The following is a 23,171-nucleotide window of genomic DNA, read 5'->3' as shown; positions in this document are numbered from 1 at the left end:
CGTGCGATGGAACCGTGTCGTGTCCGGGGCACGGTGAGTTCGGAGGCCGTGAGCGCCGCCCCGGCCCGCATCGACTGCGGAGTCGGTCGTGATCTGGAGAGGACCACCTGTGTTCGTCGCATCGAGAGACCTGCGTGCCGCGCGTGGTCGCTTCGCGCTGATATCCGTCGTCGTGGTGCTGATTGCGCTGCTCGTCACGTTTCTCAGCGGTCTCACGGCCGGACTGCGTCACCAGAACGTGTCCGTCGTGGAACGCATCGACGCCGAGTCGGTGGTCTTCGCCGCCTCCGGCGACGGTCCGTCGTTCGACGAGTCCGCGCTGACGTCCGAGCAGGTGGCCGTCTGGCGGCGGAGCGCCGACTCGGTGCAGCCGATCGGCGTCGGACGAGGCTCGGCGTCGGCCGTAGGAGGTGCGGCGAAGGGGGTGGCACTGGTCGGCGCGGACAGCGGTGTGGGCGACCGTGCACCGTCCGCGCCGGGAACCGTGATCCTCGGGGCCGGCGCGGCGCGATCCCTCGGCGTCGGCGCCGGCGACCGTCTCACCGTCGGCGACGTCACCTTCGCGGTGACCGCGGTCCGCGGCGACGACTGGTACGGCCACAGCCCGGCCGTGTGGATGACGCTCGCCGACTGGCAGCACGCGAACCCGCGCGGGGGTGCGGCGACGGTGCTCGCGGTGTCCGGCGGGGACGACGCCACGAACGCCGTCGCGGGGACGACCTCCCGAAGTGTGGCCGACTCCTTCTCCGCCATCGGCTCCTATGCCTCCGAGAACGGGTCGCTGACGTTGATGACGGTGATGCTGTTCGCGATCTCCGCGCTGGTGATCGGCGCGTTCTTCACGGTCTGGACCCTGCAGCGCACCCCCGATGTCGCGACGTTGAAGGCGCTCGGCGCGTCCACCGGGTCGCTCGTGCGGGACGCGCTCGGGCAGGCGTTCGTCGTCCTGCTCGCCGGCGTGGGTGTCGGTGTCGGGACGGCGGCGGTGGCCGGGTCGATGATCGGCGACGCCGTGCCGTTCGTGCTCGACGTCTCCACCACTTTCCTGCCTGCCACCGCCCTCGTCGGGCTGGGCCTCCTCGGCGCCGCGTTCGCGCTCCGCTTCCTGTTCACCACCGACCCCCTCACCGCCCTCGGGAGCACACGATGACCACCCCCGCCCTCACCCTCGACGACGTCACCCTCACCTACCCCGACGGCGCGGGACGCGTCACCGCCCTCGACTCGGTGTCGCTGACCCTCGGCCGGGGTGAGATCGCCGCGATCACCGGTCCGTCCGGTTCCGGAAAGTCGACGCTCCTCGCGGTGGCGTCGACACTGATCCGGCCCGACTCGGGCTCCGTCCGGCTGGGCGCCACCGAACTCACCGCGCTGAGCCGGCGGGAGGCGTCCACGCTGCGCCGCGACCGGATCGGCATCGTGTTCCAGCAGTCCAATCTGGTGTCGTCGTTGACGGCCCTCGAACAACTGGAGGTGATGGCGCATCTCGGGCAGCGGTTGTTCGTGCCGCGGCGGTCCGGGCGCGCGAAGGCTCGCGACCTGCTCGACGCCGTCGGGCTCGCAGACCACGCCGGGAAGAGGCCCGGGCAGTTGTCGGGTGGGCAGCGGCAGCGGGTCAACCTGGCCCGGGCGCTGATGAACGATCCGTCGCTGCTGGTCGTCGACGAGCCGACCAGCGCGCTCGACCAGGAACGGGGCGCCGCGATCATGGATCTGCTCCTCGGTGTCGTGCGAGATCGCGAGGTCGCAACGCTGCTGGTGACACACGACCGCACGCATCTGTGCAGAATGGATGCAGTCCACCGCGTAGTCGACGGCTCCCTCACCCGTGAGCACTTGTTAACCGCGGAAGGTTAATAAGTACGCACAGGTGTGAACAACATGTTTCTTTCAAAGTCAAGGGTTGACGTTTATCGTGTGCGTGAGATTACATCTTAGCGGTAAGCCTTTGAGGGCTTAAGTAAATGCCTCGACCCGACCCTGAGGATGCTCATGACGACGGTATCGCCCGCCATGGCTGCCACAGCTGAGATGATCAGCGCCCGACTCGAACGCCTGCCGATGAGCAGGTGGCATATCAAGGCACGCGTCATCGTCGGCGCCGTCACGTTCTTCGACGGCTTCGACCAGTTGATGATCGCCTACTCACTCCCCGTCCTCATCCCCAAGTGGGGTCTGACCCCCGGCGACATCGCCTGGGTGATCGCCATCGGCGGCATCGGCATGCTCGTCGGCGCGCTCGCCGGCGGCTGGTTCGCCGACCGCGTCGGCCGGCTCAACGTCATCATCTTCTCGCTCGCGCTCTACGCCGTGATGAGCCTCGGCATGGCGTTCACCGACAGCCTGATGCTCTTCCTCGTCTTCCGATTCGTGCAGGGCATCGGCCTCGGCGCCGAGGTCCCGGTCGCGGCGAGCTACATCGGCGAGATCACCAAAGCCCACAAGCGCGGACGATTCGTGCTGCTCTACGAGGTGATCTTCCCGATCGGGCTCGTGATGTCGGCGATCGTGTCGGCGTGGGTGGTCCCCAACTACGGCTACAAGATCCTGTTCGCACTCGGCGCGCTGCCCGTCCTGCTGCTGCCGATGCTGTGGAAGCTGCCCGAGTCGCCGCGCTGGCTCGCGTCGCGTGGGCGCTACGAAGACGCCCACAAAGCCATGACCCGCATCGAGAACGAGATCACCGAGAAGTCAGGCAAGACGCTTCCGGCTCCGCAGCCGATGCCCGCCGTCGCCGTCGACGTGCGCCGCGGAACCTTCGCGGAGGCCTTCCGGGGCATCTACCTGCGTCGCACCCTCATGCTCGCGGCCATCTGGGGCTGCGCCTACTTCGTCAACTACGGCATCGCGTCCTGGCTGCCGACGCTGTACCGGTCGGCGTTCGACGTCAGCGTCGACACCGCACTGCACTACAGCATCGTCACGAGCGTCGCCGGCCTGATCGGCTGCATCCTCGTCGCGTTCCTCATCGACAACCTCGGTCGCCGCATCTGCATCACCGCGTCGATGGTCCTGTGCTCGTCGCTGCTCTTCCTGCTCGCCGCGTCCGGCGCCGACACCGCGACGAAGGTCCTGTTCTGGTCGGCCGGATCCGCGCTGTTCGTCTTCGCGGTCAACATGGCGCTCTACGTCTACACCGCGGAGCTGTACCCGACCCGGATGCGAGCCATCGGCTGCGCGATCGGCGGGGCGAGCGGACGTCTCGGCATCATCGTCGGCCCCCTCGCCGTCGGCGCCATCCTCGACGGGGGCGGCACCCTCACCGTCGTCTTCGGAATGTTCGCCGCGGTCGCAATGATCGGTGCCCTCGTCGTCGGCTTCTTCGCCGTCGAAACCCGCGAAAAGACCCTCGAGGAGATCTCCCAGTGACCGTCCTCGACACCGCACCACAGACACTGCCCTTCGTCCCGGTCGCCGACCGGATCCTCGTCGCCGGACAGTGGCGGCAGGCGAACGGACCCGCCTTCGCGGTCACGGACCCGTCGAACGGCGAAACCCTGCAGGTGATCCACCAGGCCACCGCCGACGACGCCGACGAGGCGGTCCGGAAGGGCCGCGCCGCCGCCGACGACCCGGCATGGCGGGCGTTGCTCCCGCACCAGCGGGCCAAGTACCTGCACCGCATCGCCGACACCATCGAGGCGAACACGTCCCGGCTCGCGCTGCTGCAGAGCTACAACACCGGCAAGACGGTCGCCGAGACCACGGCCCTCGTCGGCAGCGCGGCGGGCACGTTCCGTTACTTCGCCGCCGTCCTCGAAACCGCGGACGACGACCTCACCACCCCGCGCGGCAACTTCCTCACGATGAGCGTTCTCGAGCCCATCGGCGTGGTCGGCGCCATCGCACCGTGGAACTCGCCGGTGGCCAGCGACGCGCAGAAGATCGCCCCCGCCCTGGCGGCAGGCAACGCCGTCGTCCTCAAGCCCGCCGAGTGGACGCCGCTGGTGTCGCTGGAACTGGCGCGGCTCATCGACGAATCGGGATTGCCGAAGGGTCTGCTGTCGGTGCTGCCGGGCAAGGGCTCGGTGGTCGGCGACGCCATCGTCACCCACCCCGGCGTCGGGAAGGTGACGTTCACCGGCGGCACCAACACCGGACGGTCCATCGCGCACGCCGCAGCCGACAAGCTGATGCCCGTGTCGCTGGAACTCGGCGGCAAGTCGCCGACGATCGTGCTGGACGACGCCGACCTCGACGCCGCCGTGAACGGCGTGATGTACGGGATCTTCTCGTCCACCGGGCAGAGCTGCATCGCAGGGTCCCGGCTGTTCGTCGACCGCCGTATCTACGACGAGTTCCTCGCGAAGCTGGTGGTCAAGACGCAGCAACTGCGCCTCGGTCCCGGCCGCGACCCCGACACTCAGGTCGGGCCGATGGTCCACCGCAAGCACCGCGACAGCGTCGCCGCGTACGTCGACCTCGCTCGCGAAGAGGGCGGACGAGTGTTGTGCGGCGGGGCGATCCCCGACGACGAGCGGCTCCGCGACGGCGCGTACTACCTGCCGACGATCATCGACGGGCTCCCCAACGGTTCACGCACCTGCCAGGAGGAGATATTCGGACCCGTCCTCGTGGTCCTGCCGTTCGACGGCGACGCGGATCTGGTTGCCCAGGCCAATGATTCGGTGTTCGGTCTGGCGTCCGGAATCTGGACGGGCGATTACCGTCGCGCCTGGAAACTCGCCCGCCGACTGCAGGCCGGCACCGTGTGGATCAACACCTACAAACAGTTCAGCATCTCGACGCCGTTCGGCGGCGTCAAGGAGAGTGGACTCGGGGTGGAGAAGGGGCGCAGCGGTATCGCTGCCTACTCGCGGCAGAAGAGCATCTACTGGGGCCTCGACGAGGAACCCAACCCGTGGGCGAATTGAGCGACCCGCTCGTGGGCAGATTAATCTGCGTCGCCGAATGTCACACGAGTTCCGTCTGACTGAACCGCTGTCACATCGGCCCACGGGGAAGCTGAAGTAGTAGGTCGGGCAGAAAGAAATTTCCGTCAGCTCTGTACGACCTATTACTTTAGCGCTAAGATATTGAGACCTAAGCAACTGGAGGCATGCGATGAACCAACCCATAGCCCGGCTGCGGTGCCTGCGCTCCGTCGAACTGCGCACGCAGGCCAGCATCGAATCCACCGACTTCTACTCGGAGGTCTGGGGGCTGCGCGTGGTCGAGCAGGGCACGGACGGTGCCTGGCTGCGGGGGACCGGTGAGCACCACCACGCGCTGCAACTCACCCAGGCCGAGCGGAACGGCCTCGGCCGCATCACGTTCGCCGTCGCCACGCCGGCCGAGGTCGACGAGGCCGCCCGCCGACTCGAACTCCGCGGCGTCCCGATCGTCAGCGGCCCGGGGCCGGTCGACGATCTCGGCGGCGGCTACGGCGTGAGCCTGGTCGACCCCGAGGGCCGCGTCGTCGAACTGCTCGCCGACGCACTGGCGGTCCCGAAGCTCGGTCGCGAGGACGCCGTGCCGGTCGGCGTCACGCACGTCGTCCTCAACACCGTCGACATCGACGCCGCGGTGACGTTCTACTGCGACGTCCTGGGCATGCGGGTCTCCGACTGGTCCGAGCACCAGATGGCGTTCCTGCGCTGCAACACCGACCATCACAGCATCGCGTTCAACCAGGCCGAGTGGACGTCCGTCAATCACGTCGCCTACGAGATGCCCACCGTGGACCACTTCATGCGTGGCATCGGCCGGTTGCGTCACCACGGCACCGTGCCGCTGTGGGGTCCGGGCAAGCACGGCCCCGGCGACAACACCTTCTCCTACTTCGCCGACCCGGCAGGGCTGGTGTGCGAGTACACGTCCGGCATCGCGCAGGTCGACGAGGACCGGTGGCTGTGCAAGGTCTGGCGCCGGGTTCCGGAACTCTCCGACCTCTGGGGCACCGCGGGCCCGCCGTCCAAGCAGGTCCGCGACCACATGGCCGGCATCCCCGACCCCGGAGCGTTCGAGCGGTTCGACCTCGGGCGGGCGTCGTGACGCACGTCGTCGAATCCGGTTCCGGCCCCGCGCTGCTCCTGCTGCACGGGATCGGCGGCAGCGCCGACAGTTTCGCGCCGCAGTTCGACGAACTGTCGTCGTCGCTGCGATTGCTGGCCTGGGACGCTCCCGGCTACGGCCGCAGCGAAGACCCCGGCCGACCGTTCGACCTCGACGACTACGCCGACGCCGCCGCCGACGTGATCCGCGACCGTTGCGGTGACGCGGGAGCGCACGTCCTGGGAATGTCGTGGGGCGGCGTGATCGCCACCCGGCTGGCGATGCGCCACCCGGGGCTCGTACGGAGTCTGCTGCTCGGCAGTTCCTCCGTCGGCTCGGGGGCGGACGACGACGCCGCCGCCCGCATGCTCGCCCGGGCCGCGACGCTCGAGCAGGAGGGCGCGGAAGCGTTTGCCGCCGAACGGGCCCCGCGCCTGCTGTCCGGCACGGCCGACGACGAACTGACCGCGAAGGCCACGGCGATCATGGCCTCGTCGATCCGGCTGCCCGGTTACGGGTACGCCGCCGAGTCGATGGCGGCCACCGATCACACGGCCGATCTGCCGAAGATCGACATCCCCACACTCGTCCTCGGTGGGGACGAGGACGGGGTTACCGGGGTTCCCGCGAGCCAGGTTCTCGCCGGAGGAATTCCGGGCGCCGTGTTCGTCACCATCCGAGGTGCCGGACACCTCGCGAACCAGGAGCGGCCGGAGGCCTTCAACGCCTGGGTCGAGTCCTTCATCCACATCACCGAACGCCTACGCAACCACCTCTAGAGAAGGAGCACGACATGACACTCGAATACGGCACCGCCGACCTGAAGGAATTCACCGACTCGCTGATCCTCACCCGTGGCTCCCGCCACGAGGACTGGGACACGCTGGGCTTCCAGGCCAAGGCCGGCGACCAGTTCAAGCGCGCGCAGATCCGCTACGTCGGCTCCGGCGCGACCGGTAACCACGAGAACGACAACCGCACCATCGTCTCGCGCGGATTCACGTTCTCCAACATGCTGCTTCCCCCCGGAGCCGAGGGCCCGGAGCACACCCACCACGACGCCGAGGAAGCCTTCTTCGTCCTCGAGGGCGAGGTGGAGGTCGGCGTCCACCGCGACGGCCAGGTGGAGAAGCGCACCCTCGGCTACCGCGACATGATCGTCGTCCCGGCCGGGGTCCCGCGCAGCCTGAAGAACAACGGCGACAAGGACGCTCTGTTCTGCGTCATCATCGGCGCTCAGAAGCCGCAGATCCCGACGTACCCCGAGACGTCGGCCATGCACGGCGTGACGCGGGACTGACCATGAGTCTCGACGGCCGCAGCATTCTCGTCACCGGGGCGGGGCGGGGTCTCGGCCTCGCCCTGGCCCGCCGGCTCGGCGAGGACGGCGCCTCCCTGTGGCTCGCCGACATCCGCGAGGACTGGGGCGAGGACGCGGCGGAGAGCCTGCGCGCCGACGGCGTCAAGGCACAGTTCGTCCGGGTCGATCTCCGCGACGCGGAGTCCGTCGACGCGATGGCGGCCACCGTCACCTCCGGCGGCCCGCTGTACGGCCTCGTCAACAACGCGGCCCTCGCGGACGGCGTGGGCGGCAAACCGATTCACGAACTCGGCATCGACGAGTGGGACCGTGTGCTGGGCGTCAACCTGCGCGGCACGTTCCTCGTGAGCAGGGCGATCGTTCCCTCCATCATCGGGAACGGAGGCGGACGAGTCGTCACCATCGGCTCGGACGCCGCCCTGTACGGTTCGCCACGCCTCGCGCACTACATCGCTTCCAAGGGTGGGGTGGCCGCGCTGACCCGCGCCATGTCCCGCGACCTCGGCCCGCACGGCATCACCGTCAACACCGTCTCGCCCGGTCTGACCGAAAGCGAATCGGCGCAGCAGGTTCCGGAGCACCGGCACGAGCTGTACCGCCTCAACCGGGCGCTCGAACGGCCGCAGCAACCGTCGGATCTCGTCGGCGCGGTCGCGTTCCTGATGGGACCCGAGGCGTCGTACATCACCGGTCAGCAACTCGTCGTCAACGGCGGATTCGTCCTGAACTAGAGAAGGGGACCACGTCGTGGACCTGCAACTGAAAGACCGCACCCACCTGGTGACCGGCGGAAGCTCGGGGGTCGGGCTCGCCACTGTCGCGATGCTGCTCGAGGAGGGTGCCAACGTCGTCACCTGCGCGCGCGACCGCGACCGGCTCGACTCCGTGATCGCGCCGCTGCCCGGCAGCGACCGCGTCCTCACCGCGTCCTGCGACGTCCGGGACCCGGCCGCGGTCGCTGCGCTGGTCGACGCCGGTGTCGCCCGATTCGGCGGCCTCGACGGTCTGGTCAACAACGCAGGCAAGTCCCGCATGGTCCCGCGCGGCGAGGCGACCCTCGACGACTGGCGCGACGAACTCGACCTCAAGTTCTCCAGCGTCCTCAACACGGTCGAGGCCGCCCTGCCGGCGCTGCGCAAGTCCGACGCCGCGGCCATCGTCAACATCTCGGCGGTGCTCGCACGTCAGCCCGAGCCGCGGCTGGTCACCACCAGCGCCGCCCGGGCCGGGCTGCTGAACCTCAGCAAGTCGCTGTCACTCGAACTCGCCGCCGACGGCATCCGCGTCAACTCGGTGTCGCTCGGACTGGTCGACACCGGCCAGTGGCGGCGCCGCTACGAGGAATCCGGCACCGACGCCTCATTCGCCGAATGGGAGGCGGAGATCGCCCAGGACCGCGGCATCGGCCTCGGCCGGTTCGGCCGCGCCGACGAGGTGGCCGCCATGATCGTGACCCTGCTGTCCCCCCGCTCGTCCTATGTGACGGGCACCAGCCTCGACGTCTGCGGAGGCGTCGCGCGCTATGTCTGAGAGGAACACCATGTCTGTGGGTAATGGGGGCGACCTGCTCGTCCAGGTGCTGCGCGAGGCCGGGGTCGACACCGTCTTCGGCATCGTGAGCGTCCACAACCAGCCCCTGGTGCAGGCGGTCAGCAAGCACCTGCGGTTCGTGCCGGTCCGGCACGAGGCCACCGCCGTCAGCGCGGCCGACGGGTACGCCCGGGCCACCGGCGGACTCGGCTGCGCTCTCACGAGCACCGGAACCGGTGCCGGCAACGCCGCCGGGTCGCTGATCGAATCGCTCAGCGCGGGAACGTCGGTGCTGCACGTGACGGGCAACGTCGAGAGCCGGTACCTCGGCTCGGGTCGCGGATTCATTCACGAGACCAAGGATCAGCTGGGGATGCTGACGGCGACGTCGAAGCATGCCGCCACCATCCTCGACACCGACAGCGCCGGAAAGGTGTTGCGGGAAGGCGTCGCTGCCGCCCTCGCCGCGCCCGGCGGGCCGTCGAGCATCGAATGGCCGATCGACCTCCAGTACGCGGAGCACGTCATCGACGTGGTCGAGCCGGTGTCGGAGTCGCCGCGCACGCCGGACGCCGACGAGCTGGCCGTCGCCTTCGCCCTGCTGCGGTCGGCGGAACGCCCGGTGATCTGGGCGGGCGGCGGTGTCGCGACAGCCGGTGCCGAGCTGACCGAACTGGTGGAGCAGTGGGGAGTCCCGTTGCTCACCAGCAACTCCGGCCGCGGCGCCGTGCCCGAGGACCATCCGCTGTGCATCGGCAACTACGGCAACACCCCGGTCGGGCGTGAGCTCCTCCAGGATGCCGACGTGCTGCTGTCGCTGGGCACCCACTTCCGGTCCAACGAGACCGGCGACTACTCCATGCCCGTCCCCGCCGTGCACGTGCAGGTCGATATCGATGCGGCCGCGGTCGGACGCGTCTACCCGGCGCAGGCCGGGATCACCGCCGACATCACCACGTTCCTCCGTCAACTGTCGGGCCTGGCGCCCGTCGACGCCGCCTGGACCGAACGTGCCCGCACCACCCGTGAACTCGTCCGCAGCAAGCAGCGCGCCGGACTCGGCGACCACGCGGTGCTGTGCGACGCCGTGCGTGCCGCGTTCCCGCAGGATTCCGTGATCGCCCGCGACGTCACCATCGCGTCGAGTTCCTGGGGCAACCGACTGCTGCCGATGTTCGACCCCAAGTCCAACGTCTTCCCCCGCGGCGGCGGCATCGGACAGGGCCTCGGCATGGCCATCGGTTCCGCACTGGCCGACGAGACCCGGCCCACCCTCGCGCTCGTCGGCGACGGCGGCCTGGCCGTCCACTTCGGCGAGATCCTGACCATGGCGCAGGAGAAGCCGTGGCTGGTGCTGCTCGTGTTCAACGACGGCGGCTACGGCGTGCTGCGCAACATGCAGAAGGGCGGCGGCGAAGACACCTACGCCGTCGACCTCGTCACCCCCGACTTCCCGTTGCTGGCGCAGTCCATCGGCGTGCCGTACCTGCGGATCGGTGGCGCCGCCGAGGCCCACGAGGTGTTCGCCGACGCCGTGTCGCGGCAGGCGCCGGTGATCGTCGAGGTCGATCTCGCCGCCTACGGCGACATGCCGGCACCGTTCACCCCGCCCGTCACGGTGCCCGGAAAGGGTGCGCAGTGACCACGGTCGCCGTCTGCGGCGGCGGCATCGGCGGACTCGCCACGGCGATCGCCCTCCGCAAGTTCGGTCTCGACGTCACGGTCTACGAGCAGACGAGGCAGTTCGCCCGCGTCGGCGCCGACATCAACCTCACCCCCAACGCGGTCCGGGCTCTCGACGGACTCGGCATCGGGCCGGCGATCCGCGAATCCGCGGCCCGGCCGCAGTTCCGGATCAGCCGCACGTGGGACACGGGTGCCGAAACGTCCCGGCTGCCGATGGGGGACAGCGCGGAACAGCAGTACGGTGCACCGCAGTTGACCATGCACCGGGGCGACCTCATGACCGCGCTCGAGAACCGGTTGCCGTCGGGTGTCGTCGAAATGGGTCGCCGGGTCAGCGACGCTGCGGACGGCCGCATCGAGTTCACCGACGGCAGTGCGGCTTCCGCCGACGTGATCGTCGGTGCCGACGGGATCCACTCCGCGGTCCGGACCTCGCTGCTCGGGCGCGAACAGCCGACGTTCACAGGGGTCGTGGCGTTCCGCGCTGTCGTCCCCACCGAACGCGTCGGCGAGTTGCCGAACCTGGACTGCTTCACCAAGTGGTGGGGGCCGAATCCGTCGACGCAGATCGTGACGTTCCCCCTCAACCAGGGCAAGGACATCTTCGTCTTCGCCACCTGCGCGCAGCAGGAATGGACCGAGGAATCGTGGACCACACCCGGTTCCGTCACCGAACTGCGTGAGCTGTACCGCGACTTCCACCCCGAGGCACGAGCCTTGCTCGACGCGTGCGACGACGTCCTGAAATCGGCTCTCTACGTTCGAGACCCGCTGGCATCGTGGACCGACGGGCGCGCCGTGCTCCTCGGCGACGCGGCACATCCGATGATGCCGTTCATGGCGCAGGGCGCCGGCATGGCCATCGAAGACGCCGTCGTCCTGTCCCGCTGCCTGAGCCTGTTCGACGACCCCGCAGTCGCGCTGCAGACCTACCAGGACACGCGACTGCAGCGGACCTCGCGCATCCAGCGCGGCTCACGGTCCAACGAATGGCTGAAGGTCGCAGGCAACGGCGACTGGGTCTACGAATACGACGCCTGGCACGTGCCGTTGGAGTTGGCCGCGGCCCGAGCGGGCGCATAGATGGAACCTGTCGGACGACAAGGGCTGTCGAGGCGAAGGGCGCTGGCGCTGCTGGGGTCTGCGGCCACCGCCGTCGCCGCGACGAGCTGCGCGTCGCACACCTCGGACGCGCAGCCGAGCGGCGCCACGCCACCGGACGCCTACGAGTTGTCCGGTGACGTCGAAGGCTACGCGACGACGCTGATTCTGCTCGGCACGGCGGCCGGACCCATCGCCGTGCCGGGGCGGAGCGGCACGTCCAGTGTGCTCGTCGTCGGCGACAGACCGTACCTGATCGACGCGGGTCCGTGGTCGAGCCGCAAGCTGATCCAGGCCGGTATCGCCGCGGATTCGCTCGGTGGCGTCTTCGTCACGCACATGCACAGCGATCACATCGCCGACCTGTTCAACGTCTTCTGGCTGCCGGGCGGGACCCCGTCCTACACGTTCCGCGACGTGGTGCCCGTGTACGGCCCCGGCTCGGCGGGCCGACTGTCGGCACCGCGCGGCGGACAGAGTATTCCGATCCAGAGTCCGGCATCGCCGACACCCGGACTCACCGATCTGTTCGCGGGCGTCCTCGACGCATTCGCCTACGACATCAACATTCGCAACGTCGAAAAGGGCGCCCAGTCCGACTACGGACAGCGGTTGTCGCTGCACGACGTACTGCCGCCGGAGTCGGCGGGCGCGTCCGCCGACAACACCGCCCCGGAGATGGAACCCTTCCCGGTCTTCGAAGACGACCGCGTCCGGGTCACCGCGACGCTCGTTCCACACGGCCCGGTCTACCCGTCGCTGGCGTACCGGTTCGACACGGAGGACGGTGCCGTCACGTTCTCCGGCGACACCGCGAAATCGCCGAACGTGGTTCGGCTCGCTCAGGGATCGGACATCCTCGTCCACGAGGTCATCGACGTCGACTTCTACGCCGCGACTTCAGGTCCCGCACTGGTCGAGCACATGATTCAGGCGCACACCACCGCGCAGGACGTCGGGTGCGTCGCCACGGACGCCGGTGTCCGCCAGGTGGTTCTCTCCGACATCGGACCGGGCGACCCTCGGCAGGTCACCGACGACCAGTGGGAACGCGGTGTGAAGTCCACGTTCGCCGGCACCGTGACCGTCGGGCACGACCTGGTCCGGATCGGCGTCGGGCAACGACGGTAGCGCCATCGCGGATCTTGCGCGCCGCCGCTGTCCCGAGAAGGCTGGATCTCACGACACCGTGACGTGATCGGAGCCAGGGATGGACACCACGATTACCGAGATCGCTCCCGACATCTACCGGCTGTCCACGTATCTGGACGAGCCGAACCTGATCATGAACCAGTTCCTCGTCGACGGTGAGGAACCGCTGCTGTTCCACACCGGTCAGCGTGCGCTGTTCCCGTCCGTGTCCGAGGCGGTCGGCCGGCTGATTCCTCTCGACAGGCTGCGGTGGATCACGTTCGGGCACGTCGAGGCCGACGAGTGCGGCGCGATGAACTCGTGGCTGGCGGCCGCGCCGAACGCCGAGGTCGCGCACGGGGCGTTGGGGTGCTTCGTACAGGTCAACGACCTCGCCGATCGGATGCCGCGTCCCCTGCAGTACGGCGACGTGATGGAGACGGGCACCAGACGGGTCCGTCACCTCGACACTCCGCACGTTCCGCACGGGTGGGACGCCGGGCTGGTTTTCGAGGAGACGACGCAGACACTGTTCTGTGGCGACCTGTTCACCGCGTTCGGTCATCACCCGCCTGCCACGGAGGAGGAGATCGTCGGCCCGGCGATCGCGGCCGAGGACATGGGGAACGCGACGTGCCTGACGCCGGCGCTCGGGCCCACGATCCGGGGACTCGCCGATCTCGAGCCCCTGCTGCTGGCGCCGATGCACGCGCCGGTGTTCACCGGTGACTGCGTGCAGGCTCTGCACGACCTCGCGCAGGCGTACGAGGAGCGGCTCGCGGCCGAGACCGTGCGGTACCGCGAAGCGGAGTAGCCCGGCCTGTACTCGACGAATTTCCCCTCAACTGTGGCGCACGATACATCTTAGTGCTAAATTATTGAGCACTAAGGAACTACGCCTTCGGTTGAGCCTGGGAGTGAGCGATGACAACAGACGCAGACACCGTCCCCATGATGGTGCGTCAGATGCGGGTCGAGTCCTCGGGTGTGGTCTCGCTCCGCCTCGAACGACAAGACGGCGGCGCGGTCGACCGGTGGACGCCGGGCGCCCACCTGGACCTGCACCTGAACCGCGGGACCATCCGCCAGTACTCCCTCTGCGGAGACCCTGACGACAAGACCGGGTACCGCGTCGCGATCCTCCACGAGGTGACCGGCCGAGGCGGCTCCCGGCACGTCCACGAGACGCTGCGGCCGGGCGACAGCCTGTCGGTGAGCGCGCCCCGCAACAACTTCGAACTCCTGCCCTCGCCGCGCTACGTGTTCATCGCCGGCGGCATCGGCATCACGCCGATCCTCGCGATGATCGGGGAAGCCGAACGCATGGGTGCCGAATGGGAACTGCACTACGGCGGCCGTGCCCGCGCGTCGATGGCGTTCCTCGACGAACTGTCCGCATACGGCGACCGCGTGCACGTCGTCACCGAGGAGGCCGACGGCATCCTCGATCTGGCCGCCATCCTCGGCGCCGCCCGCGCGGAGACACTCGTCTACGCCTGCGGCCCCGAGGGCCTGCTCGGCGCGGTCGAGGGATACACCGGCTCCTGGCCGGACGGCGCGATCCGGCTCGAGCGGTTCAAGGCGAAGGAGATCCCCGCCGACACCCTCGCCGGCGACCGTCCCGTCCGCGTGATCTGCGAACGATCCGGCATCTCGGCCACCGTCGCCCCCGACCGGACCATCCTCGACACCCTCGAGGAATCCGGCGTCGACGTCCCCAACTCCTGCCGCGAAGGCATCTGCGGAACGTGCGAAACCCGCGTCCTCGCCGGCACCCCCGACCACCGCGACTCCCTGCTCTCCAGCTCCGAGCAGGAGTCCGGCACCACCATCATGATCTGCGTTTCCCGCGCCCGCTCCGACGAGCTCGTGCTGGATCTCTAGAAGGGAAGAACCATGAGCCTGTATCTGCAACCACGCCAGTCCGGCACGGCACCCACCCCGTACGAACGGAAGCTGGCCGGTGCGATCGAAGAGGTCTTCGGCACCGGTGTGCACCACCTCGAAGGCCTGGTGAAGGGTTTGAACGCCCTCGGCATCCACAGTCCCGGCGGCGACGCCTGGACCACCGACACTTTCACGGACGAGATCCGACGGATGGGGGCCTGACATGGTGAACCGACTGCGCAAGGCGGCACTGACCGGCGACGAGATCTTCGCGACCGGGATGCGCGACCAGTGGCACGCGGTGTGCCCATCCGACTTCGTCGCGCGCGGCGACATGAAGAAGGTGCGGCGCCTCGGCGAGGACTGGCTGCTGTTCCGTCAGTCCGACGGCACCCTCCGCATGCTCGCCGACCGCTGCCCGCACCGCGGCGCCCCGCTGTCGCAGGGCCAGCACCTCGGTGATCGGGTCGCCTGCCAGTACCACGGCGTGCAGGTGGACGGCGGCGGCACCGTCGTCTCCGTCCCCGGAATGCCCGGCTGCAACCTCGAGGGCAAACGGCTGGTGACCAGCCTCCCCGTGCAGGAAGTGGCCGGCGCCGTGCTCGCCTGGTTCGGCACCGACCCCGACGCCGAACCCGCGCCCCTGGAACTGCCCGAGCGCCTCACGGACGACGGCATCTCACACTTCCTCTGCTACGCGGAGTGGAAGGCGCCGTGGCGGTTCACGCTGGAGAACCTGCTCGACCCGATGCACGGAGCGTTCCTGCACCGCGAATCGCACTCGATGTTCGGCGGCGAGACGTCCGCGAAGTTCCGGATCCGCGAAACCGATCGCGGGTTCTTCTTCGAGAAGACCGACCAGCGGGGTGTGAACTTCGACTGGGTCGAGTTCTGCCGTACCGGCATCGACTGGGTGGATCTCGAGATCCCGTACCCGCCGACCGCCGGCCCGGGTGGCTCGTTCGGCATCGTCGGCATGGGAACGCCGATCGACGCCGAGACCACCGCGGTGTTCTTCTGGCGCTACCGCCGCGTCGAGGGCTGGGAACGCGACGTCTGGCGGTTCCTGTACCGCACCAAGCTCGAGGAGCGGCACTGGGTGGTGCTCGAGCAGGACCGCACCATGCTCGAGGCGATGGCATCCGACGCGGACCAGGCGGAGAACCTGTACCAGCACGACCTCGGCGTCATCCGGCTCCGCCGGCTCTACCGGGCGCAGGCCGAGGCCCAGGCGAAGGCACTTCAGGAGGCGTAGGGTCGCGCGGGTTGACGTGAATGAAATGTCAACTAAGAATGTGTGACGGCCGACACGTCGGGCGCCGGCCGGGGTACGAGGAGGCGCGAGCGGTGCTTACGAACGGTGACGATCGAGGTCGGCTCGCGTTGGTCGAGGCGGCGGGGCGGTGCTTCGCCGAGCTGGGATACGAGCGCACCTCCGAGGCGGTCATCGCCGCTGCCGCCGGGGTGTCGCAGGCCGAATTCTCCGCCCGGTTCGCATCCCGGGACGACGCCTTCCGTGCCGTCGCCGCCGCGGTGTTCGACACGTTCGTCGAGGCTCAGCGCATCCCGGTCCCGCCGGACGCGGACCCGCGCAGCGTCCTGCGGGCGGCCACCGCGGCGTTCATCGAGACCGTCTACAGCAGCGGACGCCTGTTCACGATGATCGAGGACCGCGCCGCCGTCGACCCCGTGATCGGGGAACAGCTCGAGGCGGCACACAACCGGATCCTCGGCCGGTACATCCGATTCATCGAACGGCTCAACCAGGCCGGGATCGCGACGCCGTGCGCCGAACCCGCCCAGCTCGCCCGCAAACTGTCCGAGGCGCAGTGGACGGGTGCGGCGCGCCTGATCGGTGCGTCGCAGGACGAGCAGCGACGGTTCATCGTGGAGATGACGGCGGCGTCCGAACGGTTCATCGGATTCGGTGAGGTCGCCGACCTGACCGTCCGCGCGGCCAGCTGACTTTTCCGGTCAGGCGGTGGGGGCCTGGTTCTCGACGATCGAGTGCTCGAGCTTGCGGAGCAGTTCGGCCAGCGCCGCCTGATCGTCCGTCGACATCCCGCTGAGGATCTGCGACTCGTTGGCGAAGTGGGCCTCCGCGACCTTCTCGATCACCCGCAGGCCCTCGTCGGTGAGTTGGGCGTGCACGATCCGCCGGTCCTCGGCGTCGCGCTCCCGCTGCACGAGTCCCGCCTTCTCCAGGCGGTCGACGCGCAGCGTGACTCCACCGGTGGTGACGAGGGCGGATTCCGCCAACTGTCCGGACGTCATCCGGTACGGCGGACCCGAACGTCGGAGGGCGGCCAGAACGTCGAACGACGCCATGTTGATGCCGTGCTCCTCGAACACGGCGGCGAGGGACGTCTGGTAGCGCAGATACGAACGGTGCAGGCGGCCCAGCACTTTCAGCGGGCTCACATCCAGTTCGGGCCACTGGTGGGCCCACTGGTCGACGATGTCGTCGACGGCATCGCGATCTGGAACGGGGCGTTGCGTCACCGGGCGCACCTCCTGGATCCTCGAGGGTCTCATCTGTTTAGTACCAAGATATCTAACGAAGCATAAGTGACGGCGACGCGCCGCGGGTCCCCGCCGATTCCTCGGAACGGGGACCCGCGGCGCTGCCGGGCAGGTGCGGTGTCAGCGTCCCTCGACCGCCGCGACGGCGTCGATCTCGGCGATGGCGCCGTAGGGGAGGCTGCTGACCTCGAGGAACGTGCGCGCGGGACGCGGCTCGTCGAAGATGCGCTCGAACTGGCGGTTCGCCTCCTCGCGCAGCGACAGGTCGGTGACGTAGTAGGTGAGCTTGACGACGTCCTTCAGCTGTCCGCCGACGGTGGCGAGGCGATCGACCATGCGGTCGACGGCGGCGTCGAGTGCCTCGGTGCGGCCCGGGACGGCGGTGCCCTCGGCATCGACGGACAGTGCGCCGGAGACGAACGCGAGTCCGCCCGCGACCACGGCCGGGCTGTAGGGGTGGTGGGCGGTGACTTCGGTGAGGGACATGGAGGCTCGCTTTCTCGGTGGGCTTCTCCGGTGATTATATCTTAGCGCTAAACTAATTGACAGGGAGAAGCCGAATCGCACCGAGAGCGTCGCATGCAGGCCGTGGCTGATCGCCGAACTGGCGGCCCTGCAGCCCGACGTCGATCCGGACGTCTTCGCGATGATCCACCCGTCCGCCGCACGATCCACCAGCCGAATCTCTGGCGCGACGGACCGCCGAGGACGAGATTGTTGGCATGACGAATTCCAACCCGAAGCAGACCATGAAGGCAGTCTCCTACTCGTCCTACGGTGGTCCCGAGGTGCTCGAGACCCACGACGTGCCGGTGCCCGAGCCCACCGGCAACCAGGTACGCCTCGTCATCCGGGCCGCCGGGGTGAACCCGATCGACTGGAAGCTGCGGTCGGGGTCGATGGCCGAGGTGATGTCGGTGCAGTTCCCGAAGGTCCCGGGCAGCGAAGTGGCCGGCGTGGTCGACGCGGTCGGTCCGGACGCGACCGGTGTGGTGGTCGGCGACGAGGTGTTCGGCTGGTCCGACACCGGTGGCTACGCCGAGTACGCGCTCGCGTCGATCGTCGTGCCGAAGCCGAAAGGGTTGAGCTGGACGGACGCCGCCACCATCCCCGTCGCAGGCGAGGCCGCCACTCGTGGACTGCGGCTCCTGAAGCTGACGTCCGGTGAGACGTTGCTGGTGAACGGCGCGTCCGGGGCGGTGGGAACCATTGCGGCGCAACTGGCGCTGGATTCGGGTGTCACCGTGATCGGCACCGCGAGCGAGAAACACCACGACGCGTTGCGGGAGCTGGGCGTGACCCCCACGACGTACGGCGAGGGACTGGCGGCCCGGGTCCGCGAACTCGCCCCGAACGGTGTGGACGCCGTCCTCGACGCCGGCTTCGGCGGACTCGAGGCGGCGATGGAACTGCGTGGAGGCACCGACCGGATCGTGACGCTGTCGGACGGTGCCGCGTTCGGGCTGGGAATCACGTTCTCGTCCGGCAACGCCGGCGATCGGAACGCGGAGACACTGCGCCGGCTGGGCGCCCTCGCCGCGGCCGGGAAGCTGGCCCTCCCGCCGGCCCGCACATTCCCGCTGACCGATGCGGCCGACGCGCAGCGCGCCGGCGAGAAGGGCGGCAGCCGCGGGAAGATCCTCTTGCGCTGACGCACCCGTGAGTACTTATTAACCGCCGGACGTTAATAAGAGCGTGTCTCATGTGGGGAGCTTCTTGAAGCAGGTGAGTGCGGCGGCGAGGTGAAGGAAGCCGGCGAAGTGTTCGCCGTGGCGCTCGTAGCGGATGGTCATGCGCCGGTAGCCGGTGAGCCAGGCGATGGTGCGTTCGATCTTCCATCGGTACCGGCCGAGGCGATCGTTTCGCTCGATGCCGCGGCGGGCGATCCGCGGGACGATGCCTCGTTCGCGCAGCCACCGTCGGTGAATGTCGTAGTCGTAGCCCTTGTCGGCGCGAAGCTTTCCCGGCTTGCGTCGGCGCGGTCCGCGCCGAGACTTCACGCCCGGAATCGCTGCCACCAATGGTTGCAGCATCGTGCTGTCATGGGTGTTCGCCCCGGTCACGCCCACGACCAGTGGAATTCCATTCGTTTCGGACAGGACGTGGATCTTCGATCCCTTCTTACCGCGGTCGACCGGGCTGGGACCCGTCAGTGAGCCCCCCTTTTCGCCCGCACGCTTGCCGCGTCCAGGATCGCTGCCGTCCAGTCGAGTTCGCCCGCGCTACCGAGTCGATCGAGAACCTCGCGATGGAGTTTCTCGAACACCCCATCCCGCACCCAGGCACTGAACCGTCGATGCGCGGTCGGCACGGTCACCCCGAACGAGGGCGGCAGGTGCCGCCACGCACATCCGCTGGTGAGCACGTACACGATCGCGGTGAACACCGCCCGGTCATCGGCCGGCGCACTGCCACCTCCCTGCGGCCGGGGGACAAAAGGAGGAATCAACGGTTCGACTATCTCCCACAACGCATCCGGAACCAACCTCAGTGACAACTCATCTACCACGCGTCACATTATGTCCCACAGGTCACTTCATCCACATGAGACACCCTCTAAGTGCTCACGGGTCAGGCGGTGGTGGCCAGGGCGGCGGCGAGACCGAACGGAACGGCCATCACCACCACCTCCACGATCGCGCGCCGCAGGGACCCTTCGGCGCTGATCCGGTGCGCGGCCGCCTGCCCGACCCACGTACGCCGCCACCACCAGCCGAGCCCGAGGAGCGCCGCCAACGCCACCGCCTTGGCGAGGACGATGCGGCCGTAACCGGTGTCGAACAGCGGCGTCACCCCACCCAGCCGGACCGCGGCGTCGACGACACCGGTCGCGGTCAGCAACCACACGCACCGCCACGCGACGACGGAATACCGCGGCAACCACGACGACCAGTCCCCGCGCGACCGGAGCATCAGACCGAGAGCGGCGAGGAGCCCGAACCACACGGCGGCGGCCAGGGCATGGACGACGTCGAGAACCGAGCCGAGAACCTGCTGCGACATGTGGCCGGTGATCGGCCGGGCCACCAGGGCGAGCGCCGCGAGCACCAGCACCGGGACGGGGAGCCGGGCGTCGCTGCGGCGGAACGCGACCGCCGACCACGCGGTGGCCGCGGCCGTGCACACGAGAACGGCGAGGTCGACGCGTCCCGCGCTGATCTCGGTCACGTACGTCCCGAACCGTCCGACCGACAGTTCCGACAACGCCAGGGCGTCGGCCTCCGCCGCCGTCATCGACAGCAGCACGGCCTCGGCGAGCATCCACGCACCGGCGACCGCGGTCGACAACCGCCACAGCCGTTCGTCCCGCACGAGGGGACGGCTGTCCGCGCGACTCCACCAGCCCAGCGCTGCGAGTCCGAGCACCGCCGAACCGAGCACCAGGCACAGCGCGCGGACGGCGCTCGACGGTGAGGGGTCTTCCGGTTGCGCGAGCGCCCAACCACAGGCGACTCCGACGAGCGATGTGGGTACGGCGAACAGCAGCCAGGACTGTCGCGCCGTACCCACCGTGCTCAGTTCTCGCCGCGCGGCTTGCGGAGCGCGAACCACAGCCCGCCGCCGAACACGAGCACACCGGCAACGATGAACGGCCACAACGGAACACCGCCGCTGCCGGATTCACCAGAGCTGTCCGCTGCGGCGCCGGGCGTGCCCGACCCCTCCTCGGTGAGGGTGAACGTGCGGGTTCCGCTCACCGGATGCCCGTCGGCGGACGTGACGCGGAACGCGACGGTGTACACGCCGGCCGGTCCCAGCTCGCCGAGTTCGGCACTGACCGTGGGTCCCTCGACGGCCGGGTCGCCCTTGGTCCACAGGTTGCCGTCCGGCCCCACCACGGTGAGGGACGCGAACGATTCCTGCAGCGCCTCGTTGAACGTGACGCTCACCCGTTCCGGGCCGGCCGCGATCTCCGCGCCGTTCTCGGGGGTCGAGCTGATCACGACGGAATGGGCGACCGCGGTGCCGGCCCCGAGCATGCTCGCGAGCATGGTCAGCAGCCCGACCGCGATCACCTTCACCGACGTGAAGGTGGTGCGTCTTCTCATGAGCGACGGCTCCGGACCATGGCGCCGAGGCCGAGGGCCGCACCGAGCGCGCCGAGGACCAGGCCGATGCCGCCCAGCCAGCGGGCGGTGTCGTCGGTGCCGGACGCCGTCGTCTCGGTCTCCTCGGACGTCGTGGCGCCGCCCGCGTCGTGGCTGTGGTCTTCACCGCTCGCCGCGGCCAGCGTGAGGGTGGGTGCCGGCTTGTCGGGCTCCGCGCCGTCGGCGCCGACCGCCTGATCCCAGTTGACGACCTCGCCGTCGCTGTACGTCTGGGCGGCCGGGAACGACACCTCGTCCTGCTCCGGCAACGGTCCGGCGGACAGTTCGAACTGCTGGAACTGGCCGGGTGCGACACCGACACCGGGGTCGGCGGTCCAGGTCACGGACTTCGCCAGCTTGGACGTCGGGTCCTTCTCGACGACGGACGTCCACCCCGGCAGCGGGGTGGTGCGGGCCGACTTCAGGTCGGGGAGCGTGACGGTCAGCTTGGTGGTGGATGCCGTCTCGGACTCGGTGGGAACACGGAACGTCAGTACGGAGTAGCCGCCCTGTTCGGCGCCCGGGGCGACAACCGTCACGTGGGCGGCGGCGACACCGGCCGCGAGCAGCATGGCGCCGCCGGCCGCACCGGCCGTGAAAAGGGCACGGGAAACGAGGGAATTCATGGAAGGTCCTTTGAGGGTCTGAAGGGAGAAAGAGGTGAGAGTCAGACCAGGACCGGGGGACCGCGACGCGAAATGCTCGCGCGCAGCAGGGCGTCCACGGGGTTCGCGGGACGCGCCGGGACGTGCGTCGTCGTCACCACCGAAATGCGCTGCGGTGCGCCGCGGAGCACCACCCGCCAGACGTGGACGAGGGGGCCGTACAGCCGCTCGGCGTTCGCGATCAGCAGCGCGCAGATCACGGTGGCGGCGGCGTGCGCGGCCAGCATCGGCACGGCGGGGACCGCCGAGTGCACGTGCGAGGTGAGCGTGAGCGCGAAGTGTCCGGCCACCTGGCCGACACCGAGGACACCGGCGAGCGCGAGCGGTCCGTGGACACGGGCGGGCAGCTGCGCGGTGACCGCGCCGACACCGCTGCACGTGACGAACAGCAGGGTCAGGGCCGCGGATTCGGGGAGGCCGCCCCCACCGATGCCGTGCGCGGCGACCGCGAGAGCGGCCACGAGCGCGCCGACCGCCGAGCCCCGAAGGGTGGCGGTCGCGGCGGGGCGGGCGGGGGACATTGCGGTGGGTCGGTCGTTCAGCGCACGCCGAGGCGGGCGAGGAGATCGGCTTCGACTCCGTCGAGTTCGGACGAGATGGCGTGATGGGCGGCCTTGCGGCGGGCCTGCGGCATCTGCTCGGCCGCGCGGACGGCGGTGCTGAGATCACCGAGGCGGTCGCGGATGGCGGCGGCGAACTTCTGCGTCTCCGCGTCGTCCGGCTTCTGCCCGAGGATCTCCGTGGTGGAGCTTTCGGCGCCGGCGATGCGGGCGCTGAGCTTGGCGCCGTGCCCGGTGAAGTTGGCGAGCTGGTCGATGTCGACGCCCATCCGGTCGGCACGGCGGGCATCGATCTGCCCGCGCACGACCGTGGCGGCGCGGTAGGCGATCGGCAGCAGCACCGGCGTCAGCAGGCGTGCGACACCGAGGTACTTGCGGACGGCGGCGACCGTGAAACCCTTCTGGGCTGCGGCCTTCTCCTCGGCCTTCAACGCAGCGATCTGAGCCTTCTCGACCTTCTTCAGCGACTTCAGCTCGGCAGCCTCGAGCTTGCGGCCGGCCTTGGCGGCCTGCTTGTCGCGCTTCCGTTCGTTTCGCGCGCTCAGCTTCGCCTCCACTCCGGCCTTGTGCCTGAGTGCCTTGGCTTCCGCCTTGCGGGTGGCTCGGGACTTACGTTTCTTCAACAACCCCATCGAAAAGACCCCTTTTCCTGGTGTTTCAGCGCAGCCCACGCTACCAACTGCAT

26 protein-coding genes are annotated in these 23,171 nt (G+C 69.1%); 18 read left to right on the top strand and 8 right to left on the bottom strand.

Features of this window, described 5'->3' with window-relative positions; translation table 11 throughout:
* Positions 1-109 precede the first annotated feature (109 nt).
* The 17 genes from OYT95_RS17265 to OYT95_RS17185 all read left to right on the top strand — a co-directional run bounded on the left by OYT95_RS17265 (position 110) and on the right by OYT95_RS17185 (position 16,615).
* Complete coding sequence (locus OYT95_RS17265) at positions 110-1,150, top strand: ABC transporter permease (protein WP_268792028.1); 1,041 nt, start codon at positions 110-112, stop codon at positions 1,148-1,150.
* Complete coding sequence (locus OYT95_RS17260) at positions 1,147-1,857, top strand: ABC transporter ATP-binding protein (RefSeq protein ID WP_268792027.1); 711 nt, start codon at positions 1,147-1,149, stop codon at positions 1,855-1,857. Before OYT95_RS17265 ends, OYT95_RS17260 begins: the two co-directional genes overlap by 4 nt.
* Before the next feature lie 129 nt (positions 1,858-1,986).
* Positions 1,987-3,369: an MFS transporter gene (locus tag OYT95_RS17255; protein WP_328286549.1), complete on the top strand. Its 1,383-nt coding sequence runs from the start codon at positions 1,987-1,989 to the stop codon at positions 3,367-3,369.
* Positions 3,366-4,874 carry an aldehyde dehydrogenase gene (locus OYT95_RS17250; protein ID WP_268792025.1) on the top strand — a complete coding sequence of 503 codons (1,509 nt, stop codon included), beginning with the start codon at positions 3,366-3,368 and terminating at the stop codon, positions 4,872-4,874. The genes OYT95_RS17255 and OYT95_RS17250 overlap by 4 nt, the downstream gene beginning before the upstream one ends.
* 190 nt (positions 4,875-5,064) lie before the next feature.
* Entirely contained in the window at positions 5,065-5,994 is a 930-nt protein-coding gene (locus OYT95_RS17245; RefSeq protein ID WP_005254764.1) for a VOC family protein, read from the top strand.
* Positions 5,991-6,773 carry an alpha/beta fold hydrolase gene (locus OYT95_RS17240; protein ID WP_268792024.1) on the top strand — a complete coding sequence of 261 codons (783 nt, stop codon included), beginning with the start codon at positions 5,991-5,993 and terminating at the stop codon, positions 6,771-6,773. Before OYT95_RS17245 ends, OYT95_RS17240 begins: the two co-directional genes overlap by 4 nt.
* Before the next feature lie 14 nt (positions 6,774-6,787).
* Positions 6,788-7,294 carry a cupin domain-containing protein gene (locus OYT95_RS17235; protein WP_005248926.1) on the top strand — a complete coding sequence of 169 codons (507 nt, stop codon included), beginning with the start codon at positions 6,788-6,790 and terminating at the stop codon, positions 7,292-7,294.
* A 2-nt stretch (positions 7,295-7,296) separates the two neighbouring features.
* Positions 7,297-8,046, top strand: coding sequence for a 3-oxoacyl-ACP reductase family protein (locus OYT95_RS17230; protein ID WP_268792023.1), 750 nt, complete (start codon positions 7,297-7,299; stop codon positions 8,044-8,046).
* A 16-nt stretch (positions 8,047-8,062) separates the two neighbouring features.
* Positions 8,063-8,845: an SDR family oxidoreductase gene (locus OYT95_RS17225; RefSeq protein WP_268792022.1), complete on the top strand. Its 783-nt coding sequence runs from the start codon at positions 8,063-8,065 to the stop codon at positions 8,843-8,845.
* A complete protein-coding gene (locus tag OYT95_RS17220; RefSeq protein ID WP_268792021.1) occupies positions 8,838-10,487 on the top strand; it encodes a thiamine pyrophosphate-binding protein in 1,650 nt (549 codons plus the stop codon). Before OYT95_RS17225 ends, OYT95_RS17220 begins: the two co-directional genes overlap by 8 nt.
* Positions 10,484-11,614 (top strand): FAD-dependent monooxygenase, encoded by a 1,131-nt coding sequence (locus OYT95_RS17215; protein ID WP_268792020.1) that lies wholly within the window; start codon positions 10,484-10,486, stop codon positions 11,612-11,614. The genes OYT95_RS17220 and OYT95_RS17215 overlap by 4 nt, the downstream gene beginning before the upstream one ends.
* A complete protein-coding gene (locus OYT95_RS17210) occupies positions 11,615-12,763 on the top strand; it encodes an MBL fold metallo-hydrolase (RefSeq protein ID WP_268792019.1) in 1,149 nt (382 codons plus the stop codon). It begins immediately after the preceding gene.
* Between the two features lie 79 nt (positions 12,764-12,842).
* Positions 12,843-13,577 (top strand): MBL fold metallo-hydrolase, encoded by a 735-nt coding sequence (locus tag OYT95_RS17205; RefSeq protein WP_037228332.1) that lies wholly within the window; start codon positions 12,843-12,845, stop codon positions 13,575-13,577.
* A 110-nt stretch (positions 13,578-13,687) separates the two neighbouring features.
* The gene (locus OYT95_RS17200; protein ID WP_052032926.1) at positions 13,688-14,647 is read left to right on the top strand and encodes a PDR/VanB family oxidoreductase; all 960 of its coding nucleotides are present in this window, start codon (positions 13,688-13,690) and stop codon (positions 14,645-14,647) included.
* 12 nt (positions 14,648-14,659) lie between these two features.
* Positions 14,660-14,872 carry a recombinase-like helix-turn-helix domain-containing protein gene (locus tag OYT95_RS17195; RefSeq protein ID WP_005248918.1) on the top strand — a complete coding sequence of 71 codons (213 nt, stop codon included), beginning with the start codon at positions 14,660-14,662 and terminating at the stop codon, positions 14,870-14,872.
* A gap of 1 nt (position 14,873) precedes the next feature.
* On the top strand, positions 14,874-15,905 hold the full coding sequence (locus OYT95_RS17190) for an aromatic ring-hydroxylating oxygenase subunit alpha (protein WP_037228329.1): 1,032 nt from the start codon (positions 14,874-14,876) through the stop codon (positions 15,903-15,905).
* A gap of 20 nt (positions 15,906-15,925) precedes the next feature.
* Positions 15,926-16,615 carry a TetR/AcrR family transcriptional regulator gene (locus OYT95_RS17185; RefSeq protein WP_037228327.1) on the top strand — a complete coding sequence of 230 codons (690 nt, stop codon included), beginning with the start codon at positions 15,926-15,928 and terminating at the stop codon, positions 16,613-16,615.
* 9 nt (positions 16,616-16,624) lie between these two features.
* Here OYT95_RS17185 and OYT95_RS17180 read toward each other — a convergent pair whose 3' ends face one another.
* Positions 16,625-17,185 carry a MarR family winged helix-turn-helix transcriptional regulator gene (locus tag OYT95_RS17180; protein ID WP_174233872.1) on the bottom strand — a complete coding sequence of 187 codons (561 nt, stop codon included), beginning with the start codon at positions 17,183-17,185 and terminating at the stop codon, positions 16,625-16,627.
* A 108-nt stretch (positions 17,186-17,293) separates the two neighbouring features.
* Positions 17,294-17,659, bottom strand: coding sequence for a RidA family protein (locus OYT95_RS17175; protein WP_009477076.1), 366 nt, complete (start codon positions 17,657-17,659; stop codon positions 17,294-17,296).
* Positions 17,660-17,895: 236 nt separating this feature from the next.
* On the opposite strand from OYT95_RS17175, the gene OYT95_RS17170 reads away from it, so the two are divergent.
* Complete coding sequence (locus OYT95_RS17170; protein WP_037228323.1) at positions 17,896-18,825, top strand: NADP-dependent oxidoreductase; 930 nt, start codon at positions 17,896-17,898, stop codon at positions 18,823-18,825.
* Between the two features lie 48 nt (positions 18,826-18,873).
* On the opposite strand, the gene OYT95_RS17165 is transcribed toward OYT95_RS17170, so the two are convergent.
* The 6 genes from OYT95_RS17165 to OYT95_RS17140 all read right to left on the bottom strand — a co-directional run bounded on the left by OYT95_RS17165 (position 18,874) and on the right by OYT95_RS17140 (position 23,118).
* Positions 18,874-19,682 (bottom strand): IS5 family transposase gene (locus OYT95_RS17165; protein WP_268792018.1). Its coding sequence is split into 2 segments (ribosomal slippage): positions 18,874-19,340 and positions 19,340-19,682, totalling 810 coding nucleotides; the frame shifts between segments, so codons are not numbered across the junction.
* Positions 19,683-19,744: 62 nt separating this feature from the next.
* On the bottom strand, positions 19,745-20,683 hold the full coding sequence (locus tag OYT95_RS17160; RefSeq protein ID WP_268792017.1) for a CopD family protein: 939 nt from the start codon (positions 20,681-20,683) through the stop codon (positions 19,745-19,747).
* A gap of 5 nt (positions 20,684-20,688) precedes the next feature.
* Positions 20,689-21,222, bottom strand: coding sequence for a copper resistance CopC family protein (locus OYT95_RS17155; RefSeq protein ID WP_112301550.1), 534 nt, complete (start codon positions 21,220-21,222; stop codon positions 20,689-20,691).
* The gene (locus tag OYT95_RS17150) at positions 21,219-21,887 is read right to left on the bottom strand and encodes a YcnI family copper-binding membrane protein (RefSeq protein ID WP_112301551.1); all 669 of its coding nucleotides are present in this window, start codon (positions 21,885-21,887) and stop codon (positions 21,219-21,221) included. Before OYT95_RS17150 ends, OYT95_RS17155 begins: the two co-directional genes overlap by 4 nt.
* A 41-nt stretch (positions 21,888-21,928) precedes the next feature.
* Positions 21,929-22,447 (bottom strand): hypothetical protein, encoded by a 519-nt coding sequence (locus OYT95_RS17145; RefSeq protein ID WP_037228316.1) that lies wholly within the window; start codon positions 22,445-22,447, stop codon positions 21,929-21,931.
* A gap of 17 nt (positions 22,448-22,464) precedes the next feature.
* On the bottom strand, positions 22,465-23,118 hold the full coding sequence (locus OYT95_RS17140) for a DUF6474 family protein (protein WP_037228313.1): 654 nt from the start codon (positions 23,116-23,118) through the stop codon (positions 22,465-22,467).
* Positions 23,119-23,171 lie beyond the last annotated feature (53 nt).

The organism is Rhodococcus sp. JS3073, assembly GCF_026810085.1.
GTDB lineage: Bacteria > Actinomycetota > Actinomycetes > Mycobacteriales > Mycobacteriaceae > Rhodococcus_F > Rhodococcus_F wratislaviensis.
Note: the sequence above shows the minus strand (reverse complement) of the source record. Positions and strands in the feature narration are given on the sequence as shown.